Genomic DNA, 21,253 nt, shown 5'->3' with positions numbered 1-21,253 from the left:
TTTGTCCGCACTACGTCCCTACGGGACTGCAAGGCACAGGTGGTGAGGGCGCTCGTACTACGTCCCTACGGGCCAGCAGTGCGGCTGTAATTGCCGAAGCGAGGACGGCGAGTGCTCCGGCGACTACGAAGGTGGCACGGGGGCCGAGGAGTGAGCCGACGAGCCCGCCTAGGAGTAGAGCCACCAAGGAGCACGCCCTGGCCGTGCCACTGAGTGCAGCCACCACCCGCCCGCGCAGGGCATCCACCGAGCGGGTCACCACCAGGGTGCTCGTCGCGGCGTTCAGCATTCCTCCACCGAAGCCGACCGCCACCGCGCCGATCACCAACGGCATCACCCCACCCGCCAGCCCCATCAGCACGCAGGAGGCGCCGATGGCCGCAGTACCGGCCAGCACTGCTCGGGATCGTGCCAAGTCGCTCTTCAGTCGACCTGTGCACCAGGCTCCGGCGATAGCGCCCGCTCCCTGCGCGGCCAGTACGGCGCCATAGCCGCTCGGCCCGAGCCCGATCTCGTCGGTGATCAGGAAGACCTCGACCACGTTGACCGCCTCGCCGACGAGGACGAACACCCAGAGCGCCGGCACGAGCACCTGCAGCAGAGAGTCGGCGAAGAGACTACGTAGCCCGGCCGTCAGCCCACCCGGCTCCTTTGGTGCGCCGGGCACCGGAGTACGGCGGGTCTGAACCAGCCGGGCGACCACGGCGAGTCCGAGGAAGGTCGCCGCGTCGACCAGCAGTGCTCCTCGATCGCCAGACCAGCCCACCAGCAGACCACCCGCAGCGGACCCGGCCAGCATGGCCGCCCCGATCAGCGCCTGGCTCGTCCCGGTGGCCTTGCCGACCAGTTCGTCGCCGACGATTCGCGGTACCAGCGCTGCCCAGGCGGGACCGGCGACCGCTTGGCCGACCTGGAGCACGCAGACCAATGCGAGCGTGGCCGCGAGTCCGTGACAGAAGGCGAGCCCGACTCCGGCGGCCGCCTGCAGCAGGGACGACCAGATCAGCACCCGGCGGGAGTCGTACCCATCCACGATCCGGCCCGCGAACGGGATCATCACGACCGTAGGCACGGCGAAGGCGAGTAGCAGTGCGGTGATCGCCGCCGCGCCACCGTCGTCCGAGACCCGCAGCATCAACGCCACCAGGGCGATCGAGTCACCGGCGTACGAGACCGCGCGGGCGGGCAGGACCAGCCGCAGGTCACGGTAGGACCAGAGCGAGATGTGAAGTGGTTGCTTCATAACTCTGAAGCTAATGCTTCAGATACCGCCACGTCAAGGGACCCGCTACGCTGTCGGGCGTGGCCGCGAAGAAGAAGCGCGTGGTGCTGACCGACCCGCGAGCGATCCGTGCCCTGGCACACCCGGCCCGGCAGCGGATCATCGACGAGCTCTACAGCGGCCGGGTGCTGACCGCGACGGAGTGCGCCGAGCTCGCCGGGTTGACCCCGTCGGCGACCAGCTACCACCTGCGGGCGTTGTCGCGGTGGGGCATCGTCGAGCGCGCCGAAGGCTCGACCGACGGACGCGAGCGCCCCTGGCAGGCGCCGGCCACCAGCCTGGTGATCTCGTCGCAGTCCACCGGCTCCGGCCGGCTGGCCAGCCAGGCGATGATGCGCAGCAACGTGGACCGGGTGATGGAGCAGTTCGAGGAACTGCCCGGCGACGACCCCTGGGACGGCCTGAGCAAGCTGAACCGCAGCCGCCTGTGGCTCACCAAGGCCGAGCTCGAGCAACTCGACAAGGACCTCACCGCGGTGATCGACCGCTACCGCCGCGGCCGCACGGCCGCCAGCCACCCGGCGAGCACCCGAGGGGTCAGCACCCTGCTGGCGATAGTCCCCACCGGGAAGCCTCCGAAAGAAGACTGACCGCTCAAGCAGCTTGCTGCTTGAATGTCGCGGAGAGTGACCGAATCGTTCACCCGGGCAGACCCTGAAATTCCCCCGGATTAGCTCACAGATCAGCTAATCGCTTGCCTCGCGGTGCCAGGATGGGGGGTATGGGGGCTACCACATTGCATGCGCTGGCGATCGCGATTCCGACGGGTGGGGTCGCGATCGTGGCCTATCTGGTGGTCGGCCTGGTGATCGGGGTCGAGTCGATGGGCGTACCGCTGCCCGGCGAGACGACGCTGATCGCGGCCGCCCTGCTGGCTTCGCAGGGTGACCTGAACGTCGTCTTCGTGATCGGTGCGGCCGCGGCCGGCGCCATCATCGGTGACTCGATCGGGTACTTCATCGGCCGCAAGGCGGGCCGCAGCCTGTTCGAGCGGCTCGGCCGCCGGTTCCACCACTTCTCCGAAGAGCGGATCGTGAAGGCGGAGAAGTACTTCCACAAGTACGGCGTCTGGACGGTCTTCTTCGGCCGGTTCGTCGCCCTGCTGCGGATCTTCGCCGGGCCGATGGCGGGCATGCTGCGGATGCACTATCCGCGGTTCCTGGCCGCCAACGCGGCGGGCGGCATCGCTTGGTCGGCGACGATCGGGGTGGTCGCCTACAAGATCGGCGACAACGCCGACAAGATCTTCGGCGAGGTGTCGGTCTGGGCGCTCGTGGCGGTCGGCGCCGCCCTCGTCATCGGGTACGCGGTCTACAAGATCCGCAAGCGGCGCAGCGCAGAGCAAGCAGTACCGGCTGGAGAGCTGGCGGACGCAGTACCGGCGGCGAACACCGCGGACGTCGTACGGGCGGAATCAGCGGACGCTTAGGGACAGGTTCTGGGTGACCTTGCCGAGCATCGGGCGGCCGAGCAGCATCACGTTGGGGATCACGAAGCGAAAGACGTAGATGCCCGGCTGGACGACCTTGAAGGCGTACGCCGCCTGGCCCTTGCGCATCGGGACCGCCTTGACGTTGTTCCAGCGGTGCAACTTCCGGTTCCAGGACTGCAGCATCACGGTCGTCCTCATCGCCGGTTTGACCACGAGGATCGCGGTGACGGTCTCTCCGCGCTTCTTCATCGCGCCACCGAGGAAACCGGTCGATTCCTGCTTCACGATCGTGCGGGTCAGCTGCGGTTTGCTGGCCGACTGCGCCGCGATCTGCCCCACCACGCTGTAGTCGGGCAGGACCACCTTGTACGGCCGGCTGCCACCCGTCGCGACCGCGATATCGTAATGCCCGCCGGACGTGGTCGTCCCCCACGCGGTCGGCTTCCAGCGCGCGCCCGGGGTGAGCTGGGTCAGCACCACCAGCGGCAGCCCGGCCGAGGTGGTTCGTTGCTGCACGCAACTACCTTCGTCGGCGCAGACGACCTGCTGCAGGATCGTCCGGCCGCGGATCCGGATCGGTACGCCGAACTGCGCCAGCGCGGGGACCGTCGCGCTGGTGGAGCTGGTCCGCGCCGAGATCTGCCCGCCGACGGCCGTCGACCACTCGTTCTGGGCGCGCAACTGGAAGACGTAGGGCGGCTTGAGGTTCTTGAGCACCTGCCGCGTCGAGGTCGTCCCGGCTCCCGCCGAGCGCAGCGGCTGCCCCGGACGGCCGACCACCGGCACGTAGAGCTGGGTTTTGCCGGTGACGTCGAGCGGGTCGCCGGGGCTGAAGTCCTGCGGCTCCGGCGGCACGGTCCAGCGCACCAGCACATCGCGCTTGCCGGTCGGGGTCGCGGTCGCGCCACCCGGCCGGACGGGTCCGTTGGTGTCGAAGATCGGCGAGCTGGCGAGCTTGCTGGACATCCCGCCGGTCGACGTACCGACGCCGACGGAGACCTTGTAGTTGCCGTCCGGCGGGAAGGCCGAGGCCGGGATCGCCCAGGTGTTGGGGTCGTCGCCGGCCAGATACTTCACGTACGACGGGTTGGTGCTGAGCACGCCCTCGATGGTGATCCGGTTCGGCGCACCAGAGTCGTGCCAGCTGACCTGTACCGCCTGCCTGCTGCTGTCCGCCCAGGCGACCGTCACCTTGCTCGGTGTCGGATCGGACGAGCACGCCGTCAACAGGGTCGCGCCTACACCGACCGCTAGAGCGGCCGACAAGACGTTGCGCAACCTCACCATCTGGCCTCACCCGACTCTGTGACATCCAATCGCGTAGACCTTACCTACTCATCCCGATCGCTGACTCGGCAGTAGGGTCGATTCGTGAGACTGGCCGAGGAAGTCTGCCGCGAACGACTCGCCGCCGCCGACCGCGCCTTCCTAGCCAGCACCGGCGAAGACCTCCGCCCGCACCTCGTACCGGTCGTCTTCACCGTCTCCGGCGACGAACTCCTGATCGCGATCGACCAGAAGCCGAAGTCGACCACCGACCTGCGCCGGCTCCGCAACATCGCCTGGAATCCGCAGGTCGCCATCCTGGTCGACCGGTACGACGCCGACTGGCGCCACCTCTGGTGGGTCCGGGCCGACGGCCGGGCCCGCGTCGACGCTTCGAGTCCATCGGCAATCGAGCTGCTCGCTGCCAAGTACCCGCAGTACGTCGCCGATCCTCCCCGCGGCCCGGGTCATCACGGTCGCCATCGAGACCTGGTCGGGCTGGTCTTTCAGCTAACTTAATAGGCCAGATCCGAGGGGGGAATCTCAGATGGCTTTCATTCGACCGTCCACGCCGCCCGCCGGCTTCCTGGAGAACAACCGGGCGCCCGCCGGCCACATCCCGAACTTCGTCAGCATGTTCGCGTCCCGGCCCGAGGTCTTCGAGGCCTGGAAACAGCTGAACGGCGCGATCAAGGCCACCATGGACCTACGCCGGTACGAGCTGGCGACCCTGGCCGCCGCGACCGCCCTGAAGTCGAGCTACTGCAGCCTCGCCCACGGCCAGGTGCTGGCCGACGAGTTCCTCACCGCCGACGAGGTCGCATCCCTCGTCGACGCCCCCGCACCCGACCCCGTCGACCGCGCGGTGATGACCTTCGCCCGCAAGGTCGCCCTGGCCGCAGACACCGTCACAGCCTCGGACATCGACGACCTGCGCGCGCTTGGTCTGTCGGACGACGACGTCCTCGACATCACCCTCGCCGCTGCTGCCCGAGCCTTCTTCTCCAAAACCCTCGACGCCACCGGCACCACGCCCGACGCGGCCTTCAACGGCCTGCCGACGCCGTTGCGCGAGTCGCTCACCGTCGGGCGCCCGATCGACAGCTGAGTCGGTCCGCCGCTACTCCGGCTGATTGTGAGTAGCGCCGTTCAGGTGGAACGGGGTGGTGATTCCTTCGTACATCAGGTGGGTGACCAGACCCTGGGCGGCGTGCGGGAGGTTGTGGCAGTGGTCCATCCAGATGCCCGGATTGTCGGCCAGGAAGGCGATCTCGTAGGTCTCGTCGTCCTCGACATTGAGGGAGTCGGTCCACCAGGGGCTGCCGCTGGCCGCTACCCCGTTGCGGCTGAGAACCACGACATGATGACCGTGCAGGTGCATCGGGTGGACCTGGCCCGACGTGTTCTTCACCGTCATCGTCACGACGTCGTCCTCGGCGACCATGAACACCGGTACGTCGGGGAACTGGTGACCGTTGATCGTCCACCAGAGGCCGGGCTTCCCGGCGAAGAACCCCGGACGGCGGCCGATCCGGTACTCGAAGTGCCGATCCGCCTTCGCCGGGTCGAACGGCAGCGCGGCCGGCTTCCCGTAGCTCAGCAGGTCGACCCGTTCCGTCGGTTCGCGCCCGGTCGGCGCATCCCCTTCGCCGATCACCAGCGTGGTCGGTCCCCCACCCAGGCCGATCCGGACGGCCTTGCCGGGCGGCAGGCTGATCTCCAAGTCGATCCGGCCGCCCGCTGTCACCAGTACGGACTTCCCCTCGACAGGCGTCGGCGCGTTCACCGCTGTGCCGTCTATCGCGATCACGCGATACCCGGCGCCGTCTACCCAGGCCGCCATCGGCCCGTTGTCCGTGTTGATCAGTCGCAGCCGCACAGTGGGAGCCCCGGCCACCCGGCGATCCCCGTACCCGCCGTTGACCGTTCGGACCTTGTCGTACGTGTGCACGGCGGCGACCACGTCCGCAGTACCGGGTGAGATCACCAGTACGCCGTACAGCCCCTTCTTCACCTGCTCGTGCGACAACTGGTGCGAGTGGTACCAATATGTCCCCGCGTCGGCTGCCACGAACCGGTACACGAACGTCTGGCCGGGGAGTACCGCGTCCTGCGTGATCCCGGCGACTCCATCCTCCGCAGCCGGTACGTCGACGCCGTGCCAGTGCAGGGTCATCCCGTCGGGCACGGACTCGTTGACCAGTGTCACCTCGATCAGGTCACCTTGTTTCGCGGTGATCTGCGGGCCGGGTGACGTGTGGTTGAGCGTGTAGCCCGCCATCGAGCCACGGCCTGGGATCTCGAACCGCTCCTTGCGCGCGACCAGCCGCACCGACACGTCGGCAGCCCGATCGGCGGCCGGCTTGAGGTCCGCCAGGCTGCTGCCGTGATGGTGCCCTGCCGGCATCGACGGCCCGCCACCGTAGTCGGCGTACCCCATGTCCATCGCCGACAGTCCGTCCGGCACCAGGCTCTGCTGCCAGAACCAGCCGAGCGGAGCAAGCACTACCAGCGTGGCCGCGAGCGCGCCCAGCGTGCGGCGACGCGGCATCTAGACGGCCGGCGGCTGAGCGACTGTCTCCGTGCCGGCCTGGATCGTGTCCTGAGCAGGGGCCGCCCGTTTCCCGGCGATCCCGGCGACCGCGAGCAGAGCCAGCGCGTTGAGCCCGTGCAGCGCTCCGACGGCGGGGATGCCGCCCCACGCCACGAAAGCCAGCGCGATCTGCAGGGCGACGAGACCGAAGATGATCGCCGCCCATTTCACGCCACCGGCGATACCGGCGAAGAAGGACACGATCAGCAGCACGATGGCCAGCAGCGGGATCAGCATGATGCCGACGATGCTGTGCGTGACCTGGCCGAAGTTGAAATCGGTGTTCTTGTCGAACACCGCGCCGCCGTCGACGTCTTTCAGCACCAGGAACCACCCGAGCGCGACGCTCATGGCCTGAACGACCACACCGAGCGCGATGAGCAGAGCAAGAACGCGATAGGTCGACTTCATGATCCTCCCCCGGACCACGCGACCCGCGTGTTGCGACCACAGAACCCCGTGGCCCCGGGCCTCCCCGCCCAGGTGTCGCTGCTCACATCGTGATCCTGTGACGCGCAGTACACAAGGGCCCTGCCCGGTGAGTTGGACAGGACGGAGGGTGACCGTCAGCGGTTCCGGGCGAAAGCCTGGTGCAAACCCTGCAGGGTCAGGAACGGCTCGTGGTGCTTGATCTGCTCCGACTCGTCGACCACCAGTGGAGCGAGTGCGCCAGTGGCCACGACGGCCACGGTGGCGGGATCGAAGGACTGCTCGGCGATGATGCGGGTGATCAGGCCGTCGACGAGGGAGGCGAAGCCGAAGATCGCGCCGGATTGCAGGGCTTCGACGGTGTTCTTGGCTACCACCGAGCGCGGGCGAACCAGCTCGACCCGGCGGAGCTGGGCAGCTTCGGCTCCGAGCGCGTCGACGGCGGTTTCGATGCCGGGGGCGATCGCGCCGCCGATGAAGGCTCCGTTGGCGTTGACGACGTCGACCGTCGTCGCAGTACCGAAGTCGCAGACGATGCAGGGGGCGCCGTACCGGTTGACGGCCGCGAGGGCGTTGGCGATCCGGTCGGTGCCGACCTCGCGCGGGTTGTCGACGAGCACCGGCAGGCCGGTCTTCACGCCGGGCTCGACGACGACGCTCGGGACTTCGCTGTAGTACCGCGCGACGACATCGCGCAACTCGTGCAGGACGTGCGGTACTGCGGAACAGACCGCGATCCCCGATACCGGCGACTCGCCGGCGAGCAGCCCGTCGAGCAGGACGGCCCACTCGTCCGCCGTGCGGCGCGGGTCCGTCCCCACCCACCAGTGGCGCTTGACCGTGCCCTCGAAGATCAGGCCGACCAGAGTCCTGGTGTTCTCAACGGCGACGGCAAGGAGCATCAGGCCGCCTGGAGATCCATCGCGATGTCGAGGACCGGTGCCGAGTGGGTCAGCGCGCCGACGGCGAGGAAGTCGACGCCGGTCTCCGCGACCTCGCGGGCGACCTCGAGAGTCAGCCCGCCAGAGGCTTCGAGGCGAGCCCGGCCGGCCACCTTCTCGACGGCCTCGCGCAGCAGCGGGACCGACATGTTGTCCAGCAGGATCAGCTCAGCGCCCGACTCGACGGCAATCAGGGCGTCCTCGACGGTATCCACCTCGACCTCGACGGACAGGTCCGGATACGCCTTGCGGACCAGCCGGAACGCCTCCGCGACGCCGCCGGCGGCGATCACGTGGTTGTCCTTGATCAGCGCCGCGTCGGACAGTGCCATCCGGTGGTTGCGGCCGCCACCGCAGCGGACGGCGTACTTCTCCAGCGTCCGCATCAACGGCATCGTCTTGCGGGTGTCCCGGATGATCGCGCCGGTACCAGCGACGGCCGCGACCCAACGGCTGGTCAGCGTGGCCACGCCGGAGAGGTGGCAGAGCAGGTTGAGCGCCGTGCGCTCGGCGGTGAGCAACTGGCGGGTCTTGCCGCGCACCGTCATCAGCACCGCGCCCGCCTTGACCTGCGCGCCGTCGACCACCGAGTGCTCGATCTCGACCTCGTCCTTGCCCGCGATCAGCCGAATCACCAGTTCGGCGATCTCCAGACCCGCGACGACGCCGTCGGCCCTGGCCACGAACTCCGCGACCGAGACCTGGTCCGCTTCGACCGTGGCGGTCGTGGTGACGTCGACTCCCCCGGCCAGGTCCTCCTCGATGGTGGCCCGGACGAGGTCCTCGACCCACTGCTTGTCGAGCGTGTCATCCATTGCTCAGTTCCCCTCACGTGGTGCTTGGGCCACGAAGGTCGCGGCGGGCCGTGCCGAATCATCCTCGGCCGGCAGTGTCAGGTCCAGACTGCCCGACCAGTTCTCGTCGTCGCGATCCGGGTAGTCCTCCCGCCAGTGCGAGCCACGGCTCTCCTCCCGCGTCGTCGCCGCCTCGATCAGCGCGGACGCCACGGTGGCGAGGTTCGTCGCTTCCCAATCGGGAGTTCCAGGCTGCTCGGCCGGCTGCTCGAACAGTTTGGCGAGTCTGTCACCGGCCTCCGACAATCCGCTCGCACTCCGGATCACGCCGGCGCCGACGGTCATCACTCGCTGCAGTTCCGGTACTACGCCGGCATCCACGAGGCCCGGTACGCGATGGTCGGCGGCGGGCTCCCGTAGTACCGGGAGCTGCTTGGTGAGGGAATCCGCGATCCGGCGAGCGAAGACGAGGCCCTCCAGGAGCGAGTTGGAGGCGAGCCGGTTGGCGCCGTGGACGCCGGTGCAGGCGACCTCGCCGCACGCATAGAGCCCGGGCACCGACGTCTGGCCGTGCAGGTCGGTCCAGACCCCACCGGATGAGTAGTGGCAGGCCGGCGCGACCGGGATCAGCTCGTGCACCGGGTCGATACCGTGCGAGCGGCAGGACGCCAGGATGGTCGGGAAGCGCACCCGCCACTTCTCGTCGCCGAAGTCGCGGGCGTCGAGGAAGACGTGATCCTTGCCCGAGGCAAGCATCTGGCGCATGATCGCCTTCGCGACGATGTCCCGCGGCGCCAGGTCGGCCAGCTCGTGCTGCCCTTGCATGAATCGCTTGCCCTCGTGGTCGACCAAGAAGGCGCCCTCACCCCGGACGGCCTCGGACACCAATGGCTGCTGGCCTTTGGCGCCCTTGCCCAGCCAGAGCACGGTCGGGTGGAACTGGATGAACTCGAGATCGCGCACCTTCGCGCCGGCCCGCAGAGCGAGCGCCATCCCGTCACCCGTCGAGACGCTCGGGTTGGTCGTCGCGGCGTACAGCTGGCCGAGTCCGCCGGAGGCGAGGATCACCGCACGGCTGCGGATCGCGCCGACGCCGTCCAGCTGCCCCTCACCCATCACGTGCAGCGTGACGCCGGCGATCGCGCCATCCTCGGCCTTGAGCAGGTCGAGCACCAGCGCGTGCTCGATGATCCGGATGTCGGGCGCGCGCTTCACCGCGGCGACCAGGGCCCGCTCGATCTCCGCGCCGGTCGCGTCGCCGCCCGCGTGCGCGATCCGGTTGCGGTGGTGGCCGCCCTCACGGGTCAGCGACAGGTCTCCCCCGGCGCCGGTGTCGAACACGGCCCCGAGCTCGATCAGATCGCGTACGGCGTCCGGCCCCTCGGTCACGAGCACCCGCACGGCCTCGGGGTCCGACAGACCGGCCCCTGCGACCAGGGTGTCCTTCAAGTGGTCCTCAGGCGAGTCCTCCGGGCTGAGCGCCGCGGCGATCCCACCCTGGGCCCACTGGGTCGAACCGGAGGCGACGACATCCTTCGTCACCACCAACACCGAGCCGAGCGCCCGAGCCTTCAGAGCGGCCGTCAGCCCCGCGATCCCCGAGCCGATCACCACCACGTCGACCGTGTCGGTCCAGCCGGGTTCAGGCGCAGCCAACCGTTGCGGCACAGCAGGAGCAGTCATCCCGCGACGGTATCAACCGATTTCACCGGAGCGTGATGGAAATGTTGTCAATGAGACGAGTACTACCTACGCGCGCGGCGATGAGCATCCTTGCTTCACCGGGGCCGATCACTGGGCCGAGGTCTGGTGCTCTGAGCGCCAGGTAGTCGATCTGCACCGACGGGACGGCCTCCAGCTCGGCGTGGGCGGCAGCCAGTACTGCGTCCGGCCCGTTCATCCCCGCCTTCGCGCCGGCGGTCAGTGCGCGGTACAGGACGAGCGCCTCGTCACGCTCGGTCTCGTCCAGGTAGCGGTTGCGTGAGGACAGCGCGAGGCCGTCGGGCTCGCGCACGGTCTGCACCGGTACGACGTCCACGTCCATGTCGAGATCGCAGACCATCTCGCGGATCAGCGTCAGCTGCTGGTAGTCCTTCTCGCCGAACAGCGCCAGGTCGGGCGAGGTCAGGTGCAGCATCTTCGACACCACCGTCAGGACGCCGGTGAAGTGTCCCGGCCGGACCTGTCCCTCGAGCTCGTCGGCGAGCGGACCGGGATGAACGGTGATGGACGGCTCGTTCGGGTAGAGCTCGTCGCGAGACGGGTTGAAGACCAGGTCGACGCCCTCGTTCTTGGCGATCGCGAGGTCGCTGGCGAGCGTGCGCGGGTACCGGTCGAAGTCCTCGGCCGGCCCGAACTGCAAGGGGTTCACGAAGATCGTCAGCACCACGCTGCCATCCGGCCCGACGCGCTCGCGCGCCTCCGCCAGCAGCGCCGCGTGGCCCTCGTGCAGCGCGCCCATCGTCATCACGACCGCCCGAGGCCGAATCGCCGCGGCCGCCCGCAGCTCGGCCTTCGTCTGGGTGAGTCTCACCGTGGTGCCTCCCCTGTTCGATCCTGCTCAAGCACAGGTTGCACAGCCAGTACTTCGTCGAACCGCTCGGCCGTACTGCGCTCCAGCCGGCCGTCCGCCGTCGCCAAGTCCACCGTCGCCCGGGCCAGCTCGGCGTACGTGCTCGCGGTGCGGCCCCGCAGTACCGCCAAGTGGGCAGCCACCGTCTCGACGTCGCCGCGCGCTATCGGCCCGGTGAGCGCATCATGACCGGACCGCAGCGTGTTGTCGAGAGTTGCGGTCAGCAAGGGTCGCAGTGTCGCCGCCGGGTCTGCGATACCGGCTTCCCGTAGTACTGCGAATGCCTGTACGAGCAGAGTGGTCAGGTGGTTCGCGCCGTGCACCAGACCCGCGTGGTAGCGAGCACGCTGGTCCTCCGCGACCCACTGCAGCTCGGCGCCGAGTGCCTTCACCAGACGCTCGACCACCGGCTTTGCCCGATCGGGCGCAGTTGCGGTGAAGGTGATGGCGCTGAGGTCGGGGCGGTCGCCAGTGAAGGTCATGGGCGGGTGCAGCGCTACAGGAGTGGCCACTGTCGGCTGCAGCACGGACAGCCCGTGTGCGCCGGACAGGTGGACGACGTACTGGTCCGCTGTCAGCGGGAGGCTCCTGGCGACCTCACTGATCGCACTGTCCGGTACTGCGACCAGCACCACGTCCGCGCTCGTCGTGACGTCAGCGGGCGAGAGGATCGGGACGTCCGGAAGAAACCTCGCGGCACGATCCAGCGATGCCTGCGAGCGTGCGGTGACGCCGGTGACGGGATGCCCGGCCGACGCCAGGGCTGCTCCCAAGGCGCTGCCGGCCCGGCCGGAGCCGATGATGCCGATGCGTTCCATGTCCACTCTCGTACGCTCCAGTCCTCTTACGAGGTACCAGACGAATTGATGCGGTTCAGGACAGCGTAGTGCTCATCTGCGGGCCCTCCCCAGCCCCGAGCGCAGCGAGGGGATGCATCCCCTGCCTCCCCGAGCGCAACGAGGGTTTTGGTTGAGTCCTTCGTCACAGGTGGGACGATGGGGTGGTGAGTGGACTACCTGACCCCTGGGCGGCGCGGACAGGACTGACGGCGATCTTGATCGCCGTCCCAGAGCTGACCGAGTTCACCGATCGATGGCGGTCGATCTCCTACTCGTCGACCCGGCCGACGGTCGCCCTCACCGAGCTGATCCCGCCGCACGTGACAGTGCTCGTGCCCTGGCTGCAGGACCCGTCGCCGGAGGACGTCCAGCGACTCGAGGACGCCATCGCCGACATCGAGCCGTTCGAGTTGACCTTCCCGACGGCGGGTCAGTTTCCCAACGGCACCACGTGGCTCCGGCCCGAGCCGTTCGACCAGGTGCGCGACCTGGTGGCGACCGTGCTGGCGACCTTCCCCGAGTGCCCGCCGTACGCCGGTGAGCACCCGGACCCGCATCCGCACCTGACCATCTCGTCCTCAACACGAGGCGGCCCGGCCCTGGTCGCCGAGGCCCAGGCCGCCCTGGAGGCCGAGGAGATCCCGGCCGTCCGCCTCGACGACCTGACCATCTGGCGCGAGGGCGACGACGGCATCTGGCAACTGACCGGTTCGGTCCCACTCGGCGGAGATCCCGAACTTCGGTGACGACCTTTCGCGAAGCCTGGGACGCGGCTCTCTACGGACCGTCCGGCTTCTACCGGCGCGAGCGACCGGCCGCACACTTCCGTACGTCGGTCCACGCGTCGCCGCTGTTCGGTCAGGCGATCGCACGGCTGGCCGAGCAGGTCGGCGTCTCGCAGGTGGTCGACATCGGTGCAGGTGAAGGCGAACTGGGTCGCGTACTGCGAGCCGCCGGGTTGGACGTACTCGACGTGGAGCTCGACGACGAACTGCCCGCCCGGCTGACCGGCCTGGTGATCGCGAACGAGTGGCTCGACAACGTGCCATGCGAGGTCGTCGAGCTCGATGCCAAGGGAGACGCGCGCTATCTGCTGGCCGACGAGACTCTGGGTGATGTTGTCTCAGGCAACGATCTGGACTGGCTGGAGAAGTGGTGGCCGCTGGCCGAGGAGGGCGACCGGGCCGAGATCGGGCTTACCCGGGAAGAGGCCTGGGCCGAGGTGGTTGCTCGGCTGGATGACGGTGTCGCGCTCGCCATCGACTACGGACATGTGAGCACCGAGCGCCCGTCGTACGGGACTCTGACTGGCTTCAGCCGCGGCCGAGAGTGTCCTGTAGCTCTGGACGGCTCCTGTGACCTCACTGCGCACGTTGCGCTGGATTCACTGGCTACTGCGGTCTCTGGTCAGCTCACGACGCAGCGGGAGGCTCTACTGGCGCTCGGCCTGTCTGCCGAGCGCCCTGGCCAGGAGTTGGCTCGCACTGAGCCCCTGCGCTACCTGGCCGAGTTGTCGTCTGCGGGAGAGGCGGCTGAGCTGTTGAACACGTCCGGGCTCGGCTCGTTCGGCTGGGTATGGGCCGGCACCGCGTCCGCAGTACGGCGTGCTTCTCGGGCTCTGGCTGCTTGAGCCTCTACTAGCGCCGCGGCCTCTCGCTGGTCGCGGTGGAGGGCGATGGCGTCTGTCGGTCCCTCAGGGGTGTCCACGTGGACGTTGGCGAGGCCCAGGCGGCGTTGGAGCGGGCCCTGATGCAGGCGGACCGATTGGGTCTTGTGGTGGAGCACGATCGACGTGCGGCGGTTCACCCAGCCTCTGGTGGTCACCAGGACCTGGTCGTCGAAGCCGTAGGCCAGGTAGCGCCAGCCGACCGGGCGCAGCCACTTCGCTCGCTCCGGTGCACGGTGCATCTCGACGGCCGACAGGTTGAAGCCGGGCAGCACTCTCGCGAGCACCCCGATCACCTCCTGATGCGGACCGACCGGCAGCAGCTGGGCGCCTTCGTTCTCGTCCTCGCCGTCGCCCTTGGAGCCGGCCACCCCGGCGATGTCCAGGTCGACCCGGGACCAGCCGAGGAGCCGCCAGATCAGCGGCTCGGTGATCAGCAGGCCCTGTACGCGACCCGGCGGTACGGTCTGGCGCTGGAGGTCGAACAGGCCGCGCTTGGTCCGCAGGCCCTCATGCGTCTCCGACAGGGTGAAGCCGTGGTTGCCGACGACCTGCTTCCAGATCGGCTGCACGACACCGAGCAGCAGCGGCAGACCGGCGAACAGACCGGCATGCGCCTCCAGCACGGTGGTCGACACGATCAGCACGACCAGACCACCGGCACTCGCGAGCACGGTCGACGACAGCAGGGTGGCACCGAGCAGACGCCCGGTCGGCACGACCAGCAGCGGCTCGGGCTCGACCTCGTCGATCGGGTGCTGCTGGACGGCGTGCTCACCCTTGGCCCTGACCAGGAGAGTGCCCCGGAGCTTCTGCGCTTCGTCGTACGTGAAGTAGCTCAGCCGGCCGTCGTTCTTACCGCCGCCGGCCACGTCCATCCGGAGCTCGGCCATCCCGAACAGCCTCGCCACGAACGGCTGCGCGACGTCGATGGTCTGGATCCGGTCGAAGCGGATGATCCGGGTCCGGCGGAACAGGAAGCCGCTGTCCACCCGGATCGCGTCGACGGTGAGCTGCCACTTGGTGAACCACCACGACAGCGTGCCGAGCAGGATGCCACCGACCAGGACGGCGGCCAGGCCGAACCCGGCGATCTTCAGGTTGCTGCGCAGGCCCTCGTTGTTGGCCATCGCGAACGCCGCGATGACGAAGTACCCCCAGCCCTTCACGAAAGGCGTCAGCGGATGCAGCCGCGCACCCATGACCGGCTCGGCGACCGGCGGCGCCTGCTGCGGCTGCGGCTGCGGCTGCGCCTGGTGCTGTGCCTGGTGCTGGGGCGGCTCGGTCACAGGCCCCACGCCTGTGCCTGGCCGAGAGCCGACAGCCGGTCGCGTAGCCGCGCCGCCTCGTCCGGATGCAGCCCGGGGATCTTCGCGTCGGTGGCCGGCGTGGCCGTGTGCAGCTCGACCGTCGCCACCCCGAACGCCCGCTCCAGCGGCCCGGCCGCCACGTCGACGAACTGCATCCGCCCGTACGGCACGACGACCAGCTGGCGAAACATGATGCCGTGGCTGACCAGCAGCTCGTCCTCGCGTTCGGCGTACTTCCAGGATCGCTGGTTGCGGCCGATCAGCACCCACGCCCACCCGTAGCCGAGCGCGACGAGCACCAACGCCAGTACGCCGTACAGCCAGCCCAGCAGCATCCCCAGCAACAGCAGCCCGGCGATGGCCAGTACGCCGAGAGCGACGGCCGCGCTGACCCGGCGTACCGCCGCGAGCTTGGGCGAGACCGGCGTCCAGCTGACATCGGAAGGAGCAAAGAGGTCGTCCACACTCTTAGCCTGTCACGATAGGGGCATGAGCACGGAACGAGTGGTGGGAATCGGTCCTGGTGCCGCAGCTTTCGAGCGGGGCGGTACGGACCCGGGCTCCGAGCTGCCCACCACCGACATGGTGCTCAACATCGGGCCGCAGCATCCCGCGACGCACGGCGTATTGCGCCTGCGGCTGACCCTGGACGGCGAGCGGATCGTCGGCTGCGAGCCGATCATCGGCTACATGCACCGGGGCGCGGAGAAGCTGTTCGAGGTCCGCGACTACCGCCAGATCATCGTGCTGGCGAACCGGCACGACTGGCTGTCCGCGTTCTCCAACGAGCTCGGCGTGGTGCTCGCGGTCGAACGGATGATGGGCCTCGAGGTGCCGGTCCGCGCGGTCTGGCTGCGGACCCTGCTGACCGAGCTGAACCGGATCCTGAACCACCTGATGTTCCTCGGCTCCTACCCGCTCGAGCTCGGCGCGATCACGCCGGTCTTCTACGCGTTCCGCGAGCGCGAGACGATCCAGGCGGTGATGGAGGAATTGTCCGGCGGCCGGATGCACTACATGTTCAACCGCGTCGGCGGGCTGAAGGAAGACCTCCCGTACGGCTGGCTGGACCGCGCCGGCGCCGCGTCGGCCGCGGTCCGCCGGCGGCTGCCCGATATCGAGAACCTTGTCCTGGGCAACGAGATCTTCCGGGCCCGGACAGTCGGCGTCGGCCGGCTCTCGCCGGAGCTGATCGCGTCGTACGGGGTCTCCGGCCCAATCGCGCGAGCCTCCGGCGTCGACGCCGACCTGCGCCGCGACGAGCCCTACCTGGCCTACGAGGAGCTGGCCCGCGACGGCGTACTCCGCGTAGTCACCCGCACCGACGGCGACTGCTTCTCCCGCTTCTCCGTCCTGCTGGACCAGGTCAAGGTCTCCCTGGACCTGGTCGACGCCTGCCTGGACCGCCTGCGCTCACTCCCAGCCGGCCCGGTCAACGTCCGCCTCCCCAAAATCCTGAAGGTCCCCGAAGGCCAGACCTACACCTGGACCGAGAACCCCCTGGGCATCAACGGCTACTACCTGGTCTCCCGAGGCGACAAAACCCCCTGGCGCCTGAAACTCCGCTCCGCCAGCTTCAACAACATCTCAGTCCTCCCCGAAATGCTCCCCAACACCATCGTCGCCGACATGATCGCCATCCTCGGCAGCATGTTCTTCGTAGTCGGCGACATCGACAAGTAGCCCCACCCCACCCCCACCCCACTCATCGGTCCCTTGATCCCCGGCGTGTCGCCGATCGTCGGTCCCTCGTCACCAACGACGCGACCGCGGGACCAGCCCGAGGATCTTCCCGACGGACTCTTCTAAAGTGGTGTCCCTTCCCCAGACCTGCCACCGTCCGACGGACAAGACGTCCCATCCGAGCCGACCCAGCCGCGTGCGGCGTACCGAGTCGTGGCGCCGCTGCTCGGCTGTGCCGTGCCACTTGTCCGAGTCGTATTCCAGCCCGAGGTGGCGATCCGCCGTACCCGGAATCGGATCGAGAAACCCCAGGTCGATCCGATAGCTGTTGACCTCGTCCGTGATTTCGATCTGCGGCACCGGCGGCGGGAATCCCGCGTCGATCATCCACAACCTAAGCCAGGACTCGCCGGGTGATTCGGCGCCTGGATCTATCAGCGCCGCTAGTTCACGAGCCTGCACGATCCCTGGGTGATGCGGGAAACGCCGTATTGCGTCCTGGACGTCGAGGCGGGTGGCCAACCCTGCTCGGGCCATCGCATCCAGCGCAGACAAAGCGAAGGGGCGCCGCAGATGTCGCGCAAGGTGGACCGCGGTCGCCAGTGGGGATGTGATCTGCAGCCCGTGCCAATCGATCACATCGCCAGCGAGCAGAGTCTGCGAGTGACCGCTGGCTCGGGAGATTTTCACTGCCCGCGTCTTCGCCTGACGGACGAAGTCGACCTTCGGAGTGTCCGCGTGCTCCGACAGCGCCAGAGTGTCGACTCCGAGCAACCATGCGGCAGTCTGGCGACAGGCGACGGCGTCGGGTGGAGCAACTTTGGCGATCGCCGCAGCCCGGAGGGCTAGCGAGTCCTCGACCAGCGCATCGACATAGACACCGCGGACAACGGAACGCAGCAACCCGATCCGGAGAAGCCTGCGGATCTGTTTGGCATCCAGATCATGGTCGCGGCCTTCGGATCGGGTAAACGGCTGACCGTTCAGGACTAGGTCGGGAAGCAGCGGTAGGGCGCTGGAGGTCTGGGGTTGCATCCCAGCAGGATGGGTTAATGCGGTGAAAGTCCGCCGCAGTTATCCACAGGATTGCTTCAATGGACCGACGAACGGAGACACGCCGAGGAACAACGGACCGATGATAGGGGGGAGTTAGCTGGCGGCCAGGCCCCGGAGTTTGAGGTCGACGACGGTGGGGGCGTCGGCGTGGGAGTGTTTGTCGCCGGCGGCTACGACGGTGGCTACTTCCTCGTCGATCTTGTCGAGGCGCTGGTCGATGCGGTCCAGGCGGCGTTGCATCAGGTCGACGAACTCGGCGTTCTCGACGACGCGGGCGCTGGTGATGCGGGAGTACTCCTGGGCTACCTGGGCGCGCTCGTCGCTGTGGGCTAGGCGTTCGATCAGGAGCTGGTGGCGGGTCAGGGCGGAGGCGCCGACCGCGACCGCCACGGCGGCGACGGCGGCCGCCCGGAGGATCCACTGGTTCTGGGAGAACAGCGAGATGCTCACGCCGACGCAGATCAGGACGAGCAGCACGTTGGCGACCACGAGAACCGTGGCCCTGGTACGACGGCGGCTACCTCTTGACCCCATGGACCGCCATGTTAGGGGGTGTCTTCGGGGTCATCGGGGATACGACACGCCCGTTCGAGTAGCAATCCGGCCGTGACGACCAGCACAGAGATCACTGCCGCAGCACCGGCTGTGATCACTCGATTGCGGGGCCCCGAGGAGCTCACCGCGCCCAGGAAGGATAACGCGAACCCTGCGTAAACACCGGCGCACAACGCGCCGACGAACGCGCTGGCTTTTCCGATCAGCAGCAGGAACACCGCCCGCGACGCCTCGACCCGCTCCCGGCGGACCTGGATCCGCTGCTGAGTGTTCCGGGCTGCGACGAACAGCAGCGCCGCCAGGAAGCTCCACGCGACCAGGGTGAGCCAGGAGACCGTCGGCGCTACGCCACCGTTGGACTCGATCGCCTTGATCATGGTCCAGCCGATCGCCGCCCCGAGGACGACGATCGCGACCAGCAGCCGACGTGAGGTCGGCCGGACCGTACCGGGGCGCGGCGGCTCCTTGCCGGCCCCCGGCGCCCGGTTCGGACCGGGACCGCCCGACACCACTACTGCAGCTCGATGGTGAGGTCGTCGAGCTTCTTCACCCCGTCGCTGCCCACCTTGGCGAGCAGTTCGGCCACTGGGCCTACCCCGGGCAGGACCGCGTCCGGCTCGATGTCCAGCCAGGGCGCCAGCACGAAGGCGCGCTCGTGGGCGCGCGGGTGCGGCACCGTCAGCTCCTCGGACTCGACCGTCTTCTTGCCGTAGGTGATCAGGTCGACGTCGAGGGTCCGCGGCGCACCCGGCACGCTGCGCTCGCGGCCGAACGCCTGCTCGACGGCGTGCGCACGGTCCAGCAGGGTGTCGACCGACAGCGTCGTGTCGGCCAGCAGCACGATGTTCAGGTACGGCCCGGACTCCTCCGGGCCACCGATCGGCTCGGTCTCGTAGACCGGGGAGACGTCGACGACGACCACGTCGGGAGTGTCCCGCAGTGCGTCGACGCCGCCCTGCAGGTTTGCTTCCCGGTCACCGAGATTGCTACCGAGCGACAGGATCACCTGCCGGATCGGCTTGAGGCCACCGCTCAGGGTGTCCGCGTCGATCACGTAGGGGCTAGGGGTCTCAGTCACGAGGATTCTCCGGCTCTGCGCTGCACGGTCAGGACAACGTCGTCGAACGGCACCGTGATCGGCGCCGAAGGTTTGTGGATGGTCACCGCGGTTCCGGTCACCCGCCGGTCGGCGAGGCACAGGTCCGCGATCCGTTGTGCCAGTGTCTCAATCAGGTCCACCGGGTCACTCTCGATGGCCGCGTGCACCTGCTCGGCCACCAGCCCGTAGTTCACGGTGTCCGCCAGCTTGTCGGAGGCCGCTGCCGGCCGGGTGTCCAGCTCCAGCCGGACGTCGACGACGAACTCCTGCCCGTCGGCCCGCTCGTGCTCGAACACTCCGTGCCGCCCGAAACCCCGGATGCCGCGGATCTCGATCACGTCCGGGGGCCGCACAACAGAGGGCAGTGCGGGACCGCTCACTCTGCCTCCTCCTGTCGACCCCCAGACGACAGTACCGGGGAGGCGTGGTGGATCCACAACCGCCAGCCGGTAGTCGTCTTGCGGAAGACGTTGGTGGCCAGTGCCTTACCCCCGGCGAAACCTTCCTCCGGCGCCCCTTCGCCGGACGACAGGACATTCTCCGTACACGTGACGTAGGCCACGTCTTCATCCACTCTTACCTGCACGTCGGTCAGGAAGAACTGGATGTACGGCGTATTGGCGAAGATCATCGCCCAGGCGCGCATCATCTCGGGATACCCGTAGATCGCCGCGTTGCCCGGGTGGATGCAGACCGGATCGGGCTCGGGCAGCCAGACCGCCGCCATCAGGTCCAGGTCGCCCGCCTCGAACGCGTTGTAGAACGCGGTGTTCGCGTTCAGCACCACGGTCTGCGCGGAGGCACCCGTTCCACGGCGCGTACCGCCCGGCTCTTCGGTCATACCGCTCCCCACCGGCGCGCAACCCGCACCGCATCCGCACTCGGCGCCACCGCGTGAGCTCTGACACACCAGGCTCCGGCTACGGCGGCGAGGGCGGAGACGGCCGCGCTCGCGTCGTCTCGTCGGACGGCCGGTCTCGGCTCGCCCGTCTTCTCGTCGGCGAGCAGCCTACCCAGGAACGCCTTGCGCGAGGCACCGATCAGCAATGGCCTTCCCAGTACCGCGAACTCGCGCAGCCGGCGCAGTACCTCCCAGTTGTGATCCGCGTTCTTCGCGAACCCCAGTCCCGGGTCGAGCGCGACGCGGTTCAAGTCCACTCCAGCCGCGCTGATCGCCTCCAGCCGCGCCGCCAGCTCGGCGACCACCTCGGCCACCACATCCTCGTACTGCGCTCGCTCCTGCATCTCCGCCGAGTGCCCACGCCAATGCATGCACACGTACGGCGTACCGCGCTCGGCCACCAGCCCGAGCATCTCCGGGTCGGCCAACCCGCCGGAGACGTCGTTGACCATCACGGCCCCCGCGTCGAGGGCGAGGGCGGCGACGTCGGCGCGCATCGTGTCGATCGAGATCAGCGCGCCCTCGGCGGCCAGCGTCTCGATCACCGGCAGCACCCGGCGGATCTCCTCAGCCGGCGCGGGCCGCTCGGCACCCGGCCGGGTCGACTCACCGCCGACGTCCAGCAGGTCGGCGCCTTCGGCCAGCAGTTCGCGGCCATGCTTGATCGCGGCAGACGGCTCGAACCACTCACCGCCGTCGGAAAAGGAGTCCGGGGTCACGTTGACGACACCCATCACCAGACAGCGATCCGGTGCAGGCAGGCCTTCGACATGACTGGGAACGTGATTCGGTGGGGCAGTTCGCACCCGACCACCGTAGTGGCCGCGCCCGAACT

24 protein-coding genes and 1 pseudogene are annotated in these 21,253 nt (G+C 68.5%); 7 read left to right on the top strand and 18 right to left on the bottom strand.

Annotated elements, in window-relative coordinates:
- Positions 1-10: 10 nt before the first annotated feature.
- Positions 11-1,243: an MFS transporter gene (locus tag G3I17_RS22940; protein ID WP_164599606.1), complete on the bottom strand. Its 1,233-nt coding sequence runs from the start codon at positions 1,241-1,243 to the stop codon at positions 11-13.
- A 59-nt stretch (positions 1,244-1,302) separates the two neighbouring features.
- On the opposite strand from G3I17_RS22940, the gene G3I17_RS22935 reads away from it, so the two are divergent.
- Together G3I17_RS22935 and G3I17_RS22930 are read left to right on the top strand one after the other, a co-directional pair.
- On the top strand, positions 1,303-1,872 hold the full coding sequence (locus tag G3I17_RS22935) for a winged helix-turn-helix domain-containing protein (RefSeq protein ID WP_203590612.1): 570 nt from the start codon (positions 1,303-1,305) through the stop codon (positions 1,870-1,872).
- 131 nt (positions 1,873-2,003) lie between these two features.
- On the top strand, positions 2,004-2,711 hold the full coding sequence (locus G3I17_RS22930; RefSeq protein WP_164599605.1) for a DedA family protein: 708 nt from the start codon (positions 2,004-2,006) through the stop codon (positions 2,709-2,711).
- On the opposite strand, the gene G3I17_RS22925 is transcribed toward G3I17_RS22930, so the two are convergent.
- A complete protein-coding gene (locus G3I17_RS22925; protein ID WP_164599604.1) occupies positions 2,697-4,001 on the bottom strand; it encodes a fibronectin type III domain-containing protein in 1,305 nt (434 codons plus the stop codon). The genes G3I17_RS22930 and G3I17_RS22925 overlap by 15 nt on opposite strands.
- Before the next feature lie 84 nt (positions 4,002-4,085).
- On the opposite strand from G3I17_RS22925, the gene G3I17_RS22920 reads away from it, so the two are divergent.
- Positions 4,086-4,499, top strand: coding sequence for a TIGR03668 family PPOX class F420-dependent oxidoreductase (locus G3I17_RS22920; protein WP_343238382.1), 414 nt, complete (start codon positions 4,086-4,088; stop codon positions 4,497-4,499).
- Between the two features lie 28 nt (positions 4,500-4,527).
- Positions 4,528-5,088 (top strand): carboxymuconolactone decarboxylase family protein, encoded by a 561-nt coding sequence (locus G3I17_RS22915; RefSeq protein WP_164599603.1) that lies wholly within the window; start codon positions 4,528-4,530, stop codon positions 5,086-5,088.
- 12 nt (positions 5,089-5,100) lie between these two features.
- On the opposite strand, the gene G3I17_RS22910 is transcribed toward G3I17_RS22915, so the two are convergent.
- The 7 genes from G3I17_RS22910 to G3I17_RS22880 all read right to left on the bottom strand — a co-directional run bounded on the left by G3I17_RS22910 (position 5,101) and on the right by G3I17_RS22880 (position 12,127).
- Complete coding sequence (locus G3I17_RS22910; protein ID WP_164599602.1) at positions 5,101-6,531, bottom strand: multicopper oxidase family protein; 1,431 nt, start codon at positions 6,529-6,531, stop codon at positions 5,101-5,103.
- Entirely contained in the window at positions 6,532-6,984 is a 453-nt protein-coding gene (locus tag G3I17_RS22905; RefSeq protein ID WP_164599601.1) for a hypothetical protein, read from the bottom strand.
- Between the two features lie 155 nt (positions 6,985-7,139).
- Complete coding sequence (locus tag G3I17_RS22900; RefSeq protein ID WP_164599600.1) at positions 7,140-7,904, bottom strand: type III pantothenate kinase; 765 nt, start codon at positions 7,902-7,904, stop codon at positions 7,140-7,142.
- Positions 7,904-8,758 (bottom strand): carboxylating nicotinate-nucleotide diphosphorylase, encoded by an 855-nt coding sequence (gene nadC / locus G3I17_RS22895; RefSeq protein WP_164599599.1) that lies wholly within the window; start codon positions 8,756-8,758, stop codon positions 7,904-7,906. The genes G3I17_RS22900 and nadC overlap by 1 nt, the downstream gene beginning before the upstream one ends.
- A 3-nt stretch (positions 8,759-8,761) precedes the next feature.
- A complete protein-coding gene (locus G3I17_RS22890; RefSeq protein ID WP_164599598.1) occupies positions 8,762-10,420 on the bottom strand; it encodes an L-aspartate oxidase in 1,659 nt (552 codons plus the stop codon).
- A 22-nt stretch (positions 10,421-10,442) separates the two neighbouring features.
- Entirely contained in the window at positions 10,443-11,270 is an 828-nt protein-coding gene (gene panC / locus G3I17_RS22885; protein WP_164599597.1) for a pantoate--beta-alanine ligase, read from the bottom strand.
- Positions 11,267-12,127 (bottom strand): Rossmann-like and DUF2520 domain-containing protein, encoded by an 861-nt coding sequence (locus G3I17_RS22880; protein WP_164599596.1) that lies wholly within the window; start codon positions 12,125-12,127, stop codon positions 11,267-11,269. Before G3I17_RS22880 ends, panC begins: the two co-directional genes overlap by 4 nt.
- Before the next feature lie 185 nt (positions 12,128-12,312).
- On the opposite strand from G3I17_RS22880, the gene G3I17_RS22875 reads away from it, so the two are divergent.
- The gene (locus tag G3I17_RS22875) at positions 12,313-12,894 is read left to right on the top strand and encodes a 2'-5' RNA ligase family protein (protein ID WP_164599595.1); all 582 of its coding nucleotides are present in this window, start codon (positions 12,313-12,315) and stop codon (positions 12,892-12,894) included.
- Positions 12,891-13,778, top strand: coding sequence for an SAM-dependent methyltransferase (locus G3I17_RS40990; protein WP_164599594.1), 888 nt, complete (start codon positions 12,891-12,893; stop codon positions 13,776-13,778). The genes G3I17_RS22875 and G3I17_RS40990 overlap by 4 nt, the downstream gene beginning before the upstream one ends.
- A gap of 23 nt (positions 13,779-13,801) precedes the next feature.
- Here G3I17_RS40990 and G3I17_RS22865 read toward each other — a convergent pair.
- Positions 13,802-14,944 (bottom strand): annotated as a pseudogene (locus G3I17_RS22865) (PH domain-containing protein); the annotation flags it as partial.
- 155 nt (positions 14,945-15,099) lie between these two features.
- Positions 15,100-15,588 carry a PH domain-containing protein gene (locus G3I17_RS22860; RefSeq protein ID WP_164599583.1) on the bottom strand — a complete coding sequence of 163 codons (489 nt, stop codon included), beginning with the start codon at positions 15,586-15,588 and terminating at the stop codon, positions 15,100-15,102.
- 118 nt (positions 15,589-15,706) lie between these two features.
- On the opposite strand from G3I17_RS22860, the gene G3I17_RS22855 reads away from it, so the two are divergent.
- Positions 15,707-16,807: an NADH-quinone oxidoreductase subunit D gene (locus G3I17_RS22855; RefSeq protein WP_239062807.1), complete on the top strand. Its 1,101-nt coding sequence runs from the start codon at positions 15,707-15,709 to the stop codon at positions 16,805-16,807.
- A 69-nt stretch (positions 16,808-16,876) separates the two neighbouring features.
- On the opposite strand, the gene G3I17_RS22850 is transcribed toward G3I17_RS22855, so the two are convergent.
- The 7 genes from G3I17_RS22850 to folP form a co-directional block, all read right to left on the bottom strand.
- The gene (locus G3I17_RS22850; RefSeq protein ID WP_164599570.1) at positions 16,877-17,842 is read right to left on the bottom strand and encodes a hypothetical protein; all 966 of its coding nucleotides are present in this window, start codon (positions 17,840-17,842) and stop codon (positions 16,877-16,879) included.
- 114 nt (positions 17,843-17,956) lie between these two features.
- Positions 17,957-18,397 (bottom strand): hypothetical protein, encoded by a 441-nt coding sequence (locus tag G3I17_RS22845; protein ID WP_164599568.1) that lies wholly within the window; start codon positions 18,395-18,397, stop codon positions 17,957-17,959.
- A gap of 11 nt (positions 18,398-18,408) precedes the next feature.
- Positions 18,409-18,927 carry a DUF3180 domain-containing protein gene (locus G3I17_RS22840; protein WP_203590611.1) on the bottom strand — a complete coding sequence of 173 codons (519 nt, stop codon included), beginning with the start codon at positions 18,925-18,927 and terminating at the stop codon, positions 18,409-18,411.
- A 2-nt stretch (positions 18,928-18,929) separates the two neighbouring features.
- On the bottom strand, positions 18,930-19,496 hold the full coding sequence (folK, locus tag G3I17_RS22835; RefSeq protein ID WP_164599564.1) for a 2-amino-4-hydroxy-6-hydroxymethyldihydropteridine diphosphokinase: 567 nt from the start codon (positions 19,494-19,496) through the stop codon (positions 18,930-18,932).
- The gene (gene folB / locus G3I17_RS22830; RefSeq protein WP_343238381.1) at positions 19,493-19,897 is read right to left on the bottom strand and encodes a dihydroneopterin aldolase; all 405 of its coding nucleotides are present in this window, start codon (positions 19,895-19,897) and stop codon (positions 19,493-19,495) included. Before folB ends, folK begins: the two co-directional genes overlap by 4 nt.
- Positions 19,894-20,358, bottom strand: coding sequence for a nuclear transport factor 2 family protein (locus G3I17_RS22825; protein ID WP_164599562.1), 465 nt, complete (start codon positions 20,356-20,358; stop codon positions 19,894-19,896). The genes folB and G3I17_RS22825 overlap by 4 nt, the downstream gene beginning before the upstream one ends.
- Complete coding sequence (gene folP / locus G3I17_RS22820) at positions 20,355-21,152, bottom strand: dihydropteroate synthase (RefSeq protein WP_164599702.1); 798 nt, start codon at positions 21,150-21,152, stop codon at positions 20,355-20,357. The genes G3I17_RS22825 and folP overlap by 4 nt, the downstream gene beginning before the upstream one ends.
- Positions 21,153-21,253: the final 101 nt, after the last annotated feature.

The sequence above is a fragment of the Streptomyces sp. SID13031 genome (assembly GCF_010548305.1).
Taxonomy (GTDB): Bacteria; Actinomycetota; Actinomycetes; order Propionibacteriales; family Kribbellaceae; genus Kribbella.
This window is presented reverse-complemented; position numbering and strand designations above follow the sequence as displayed.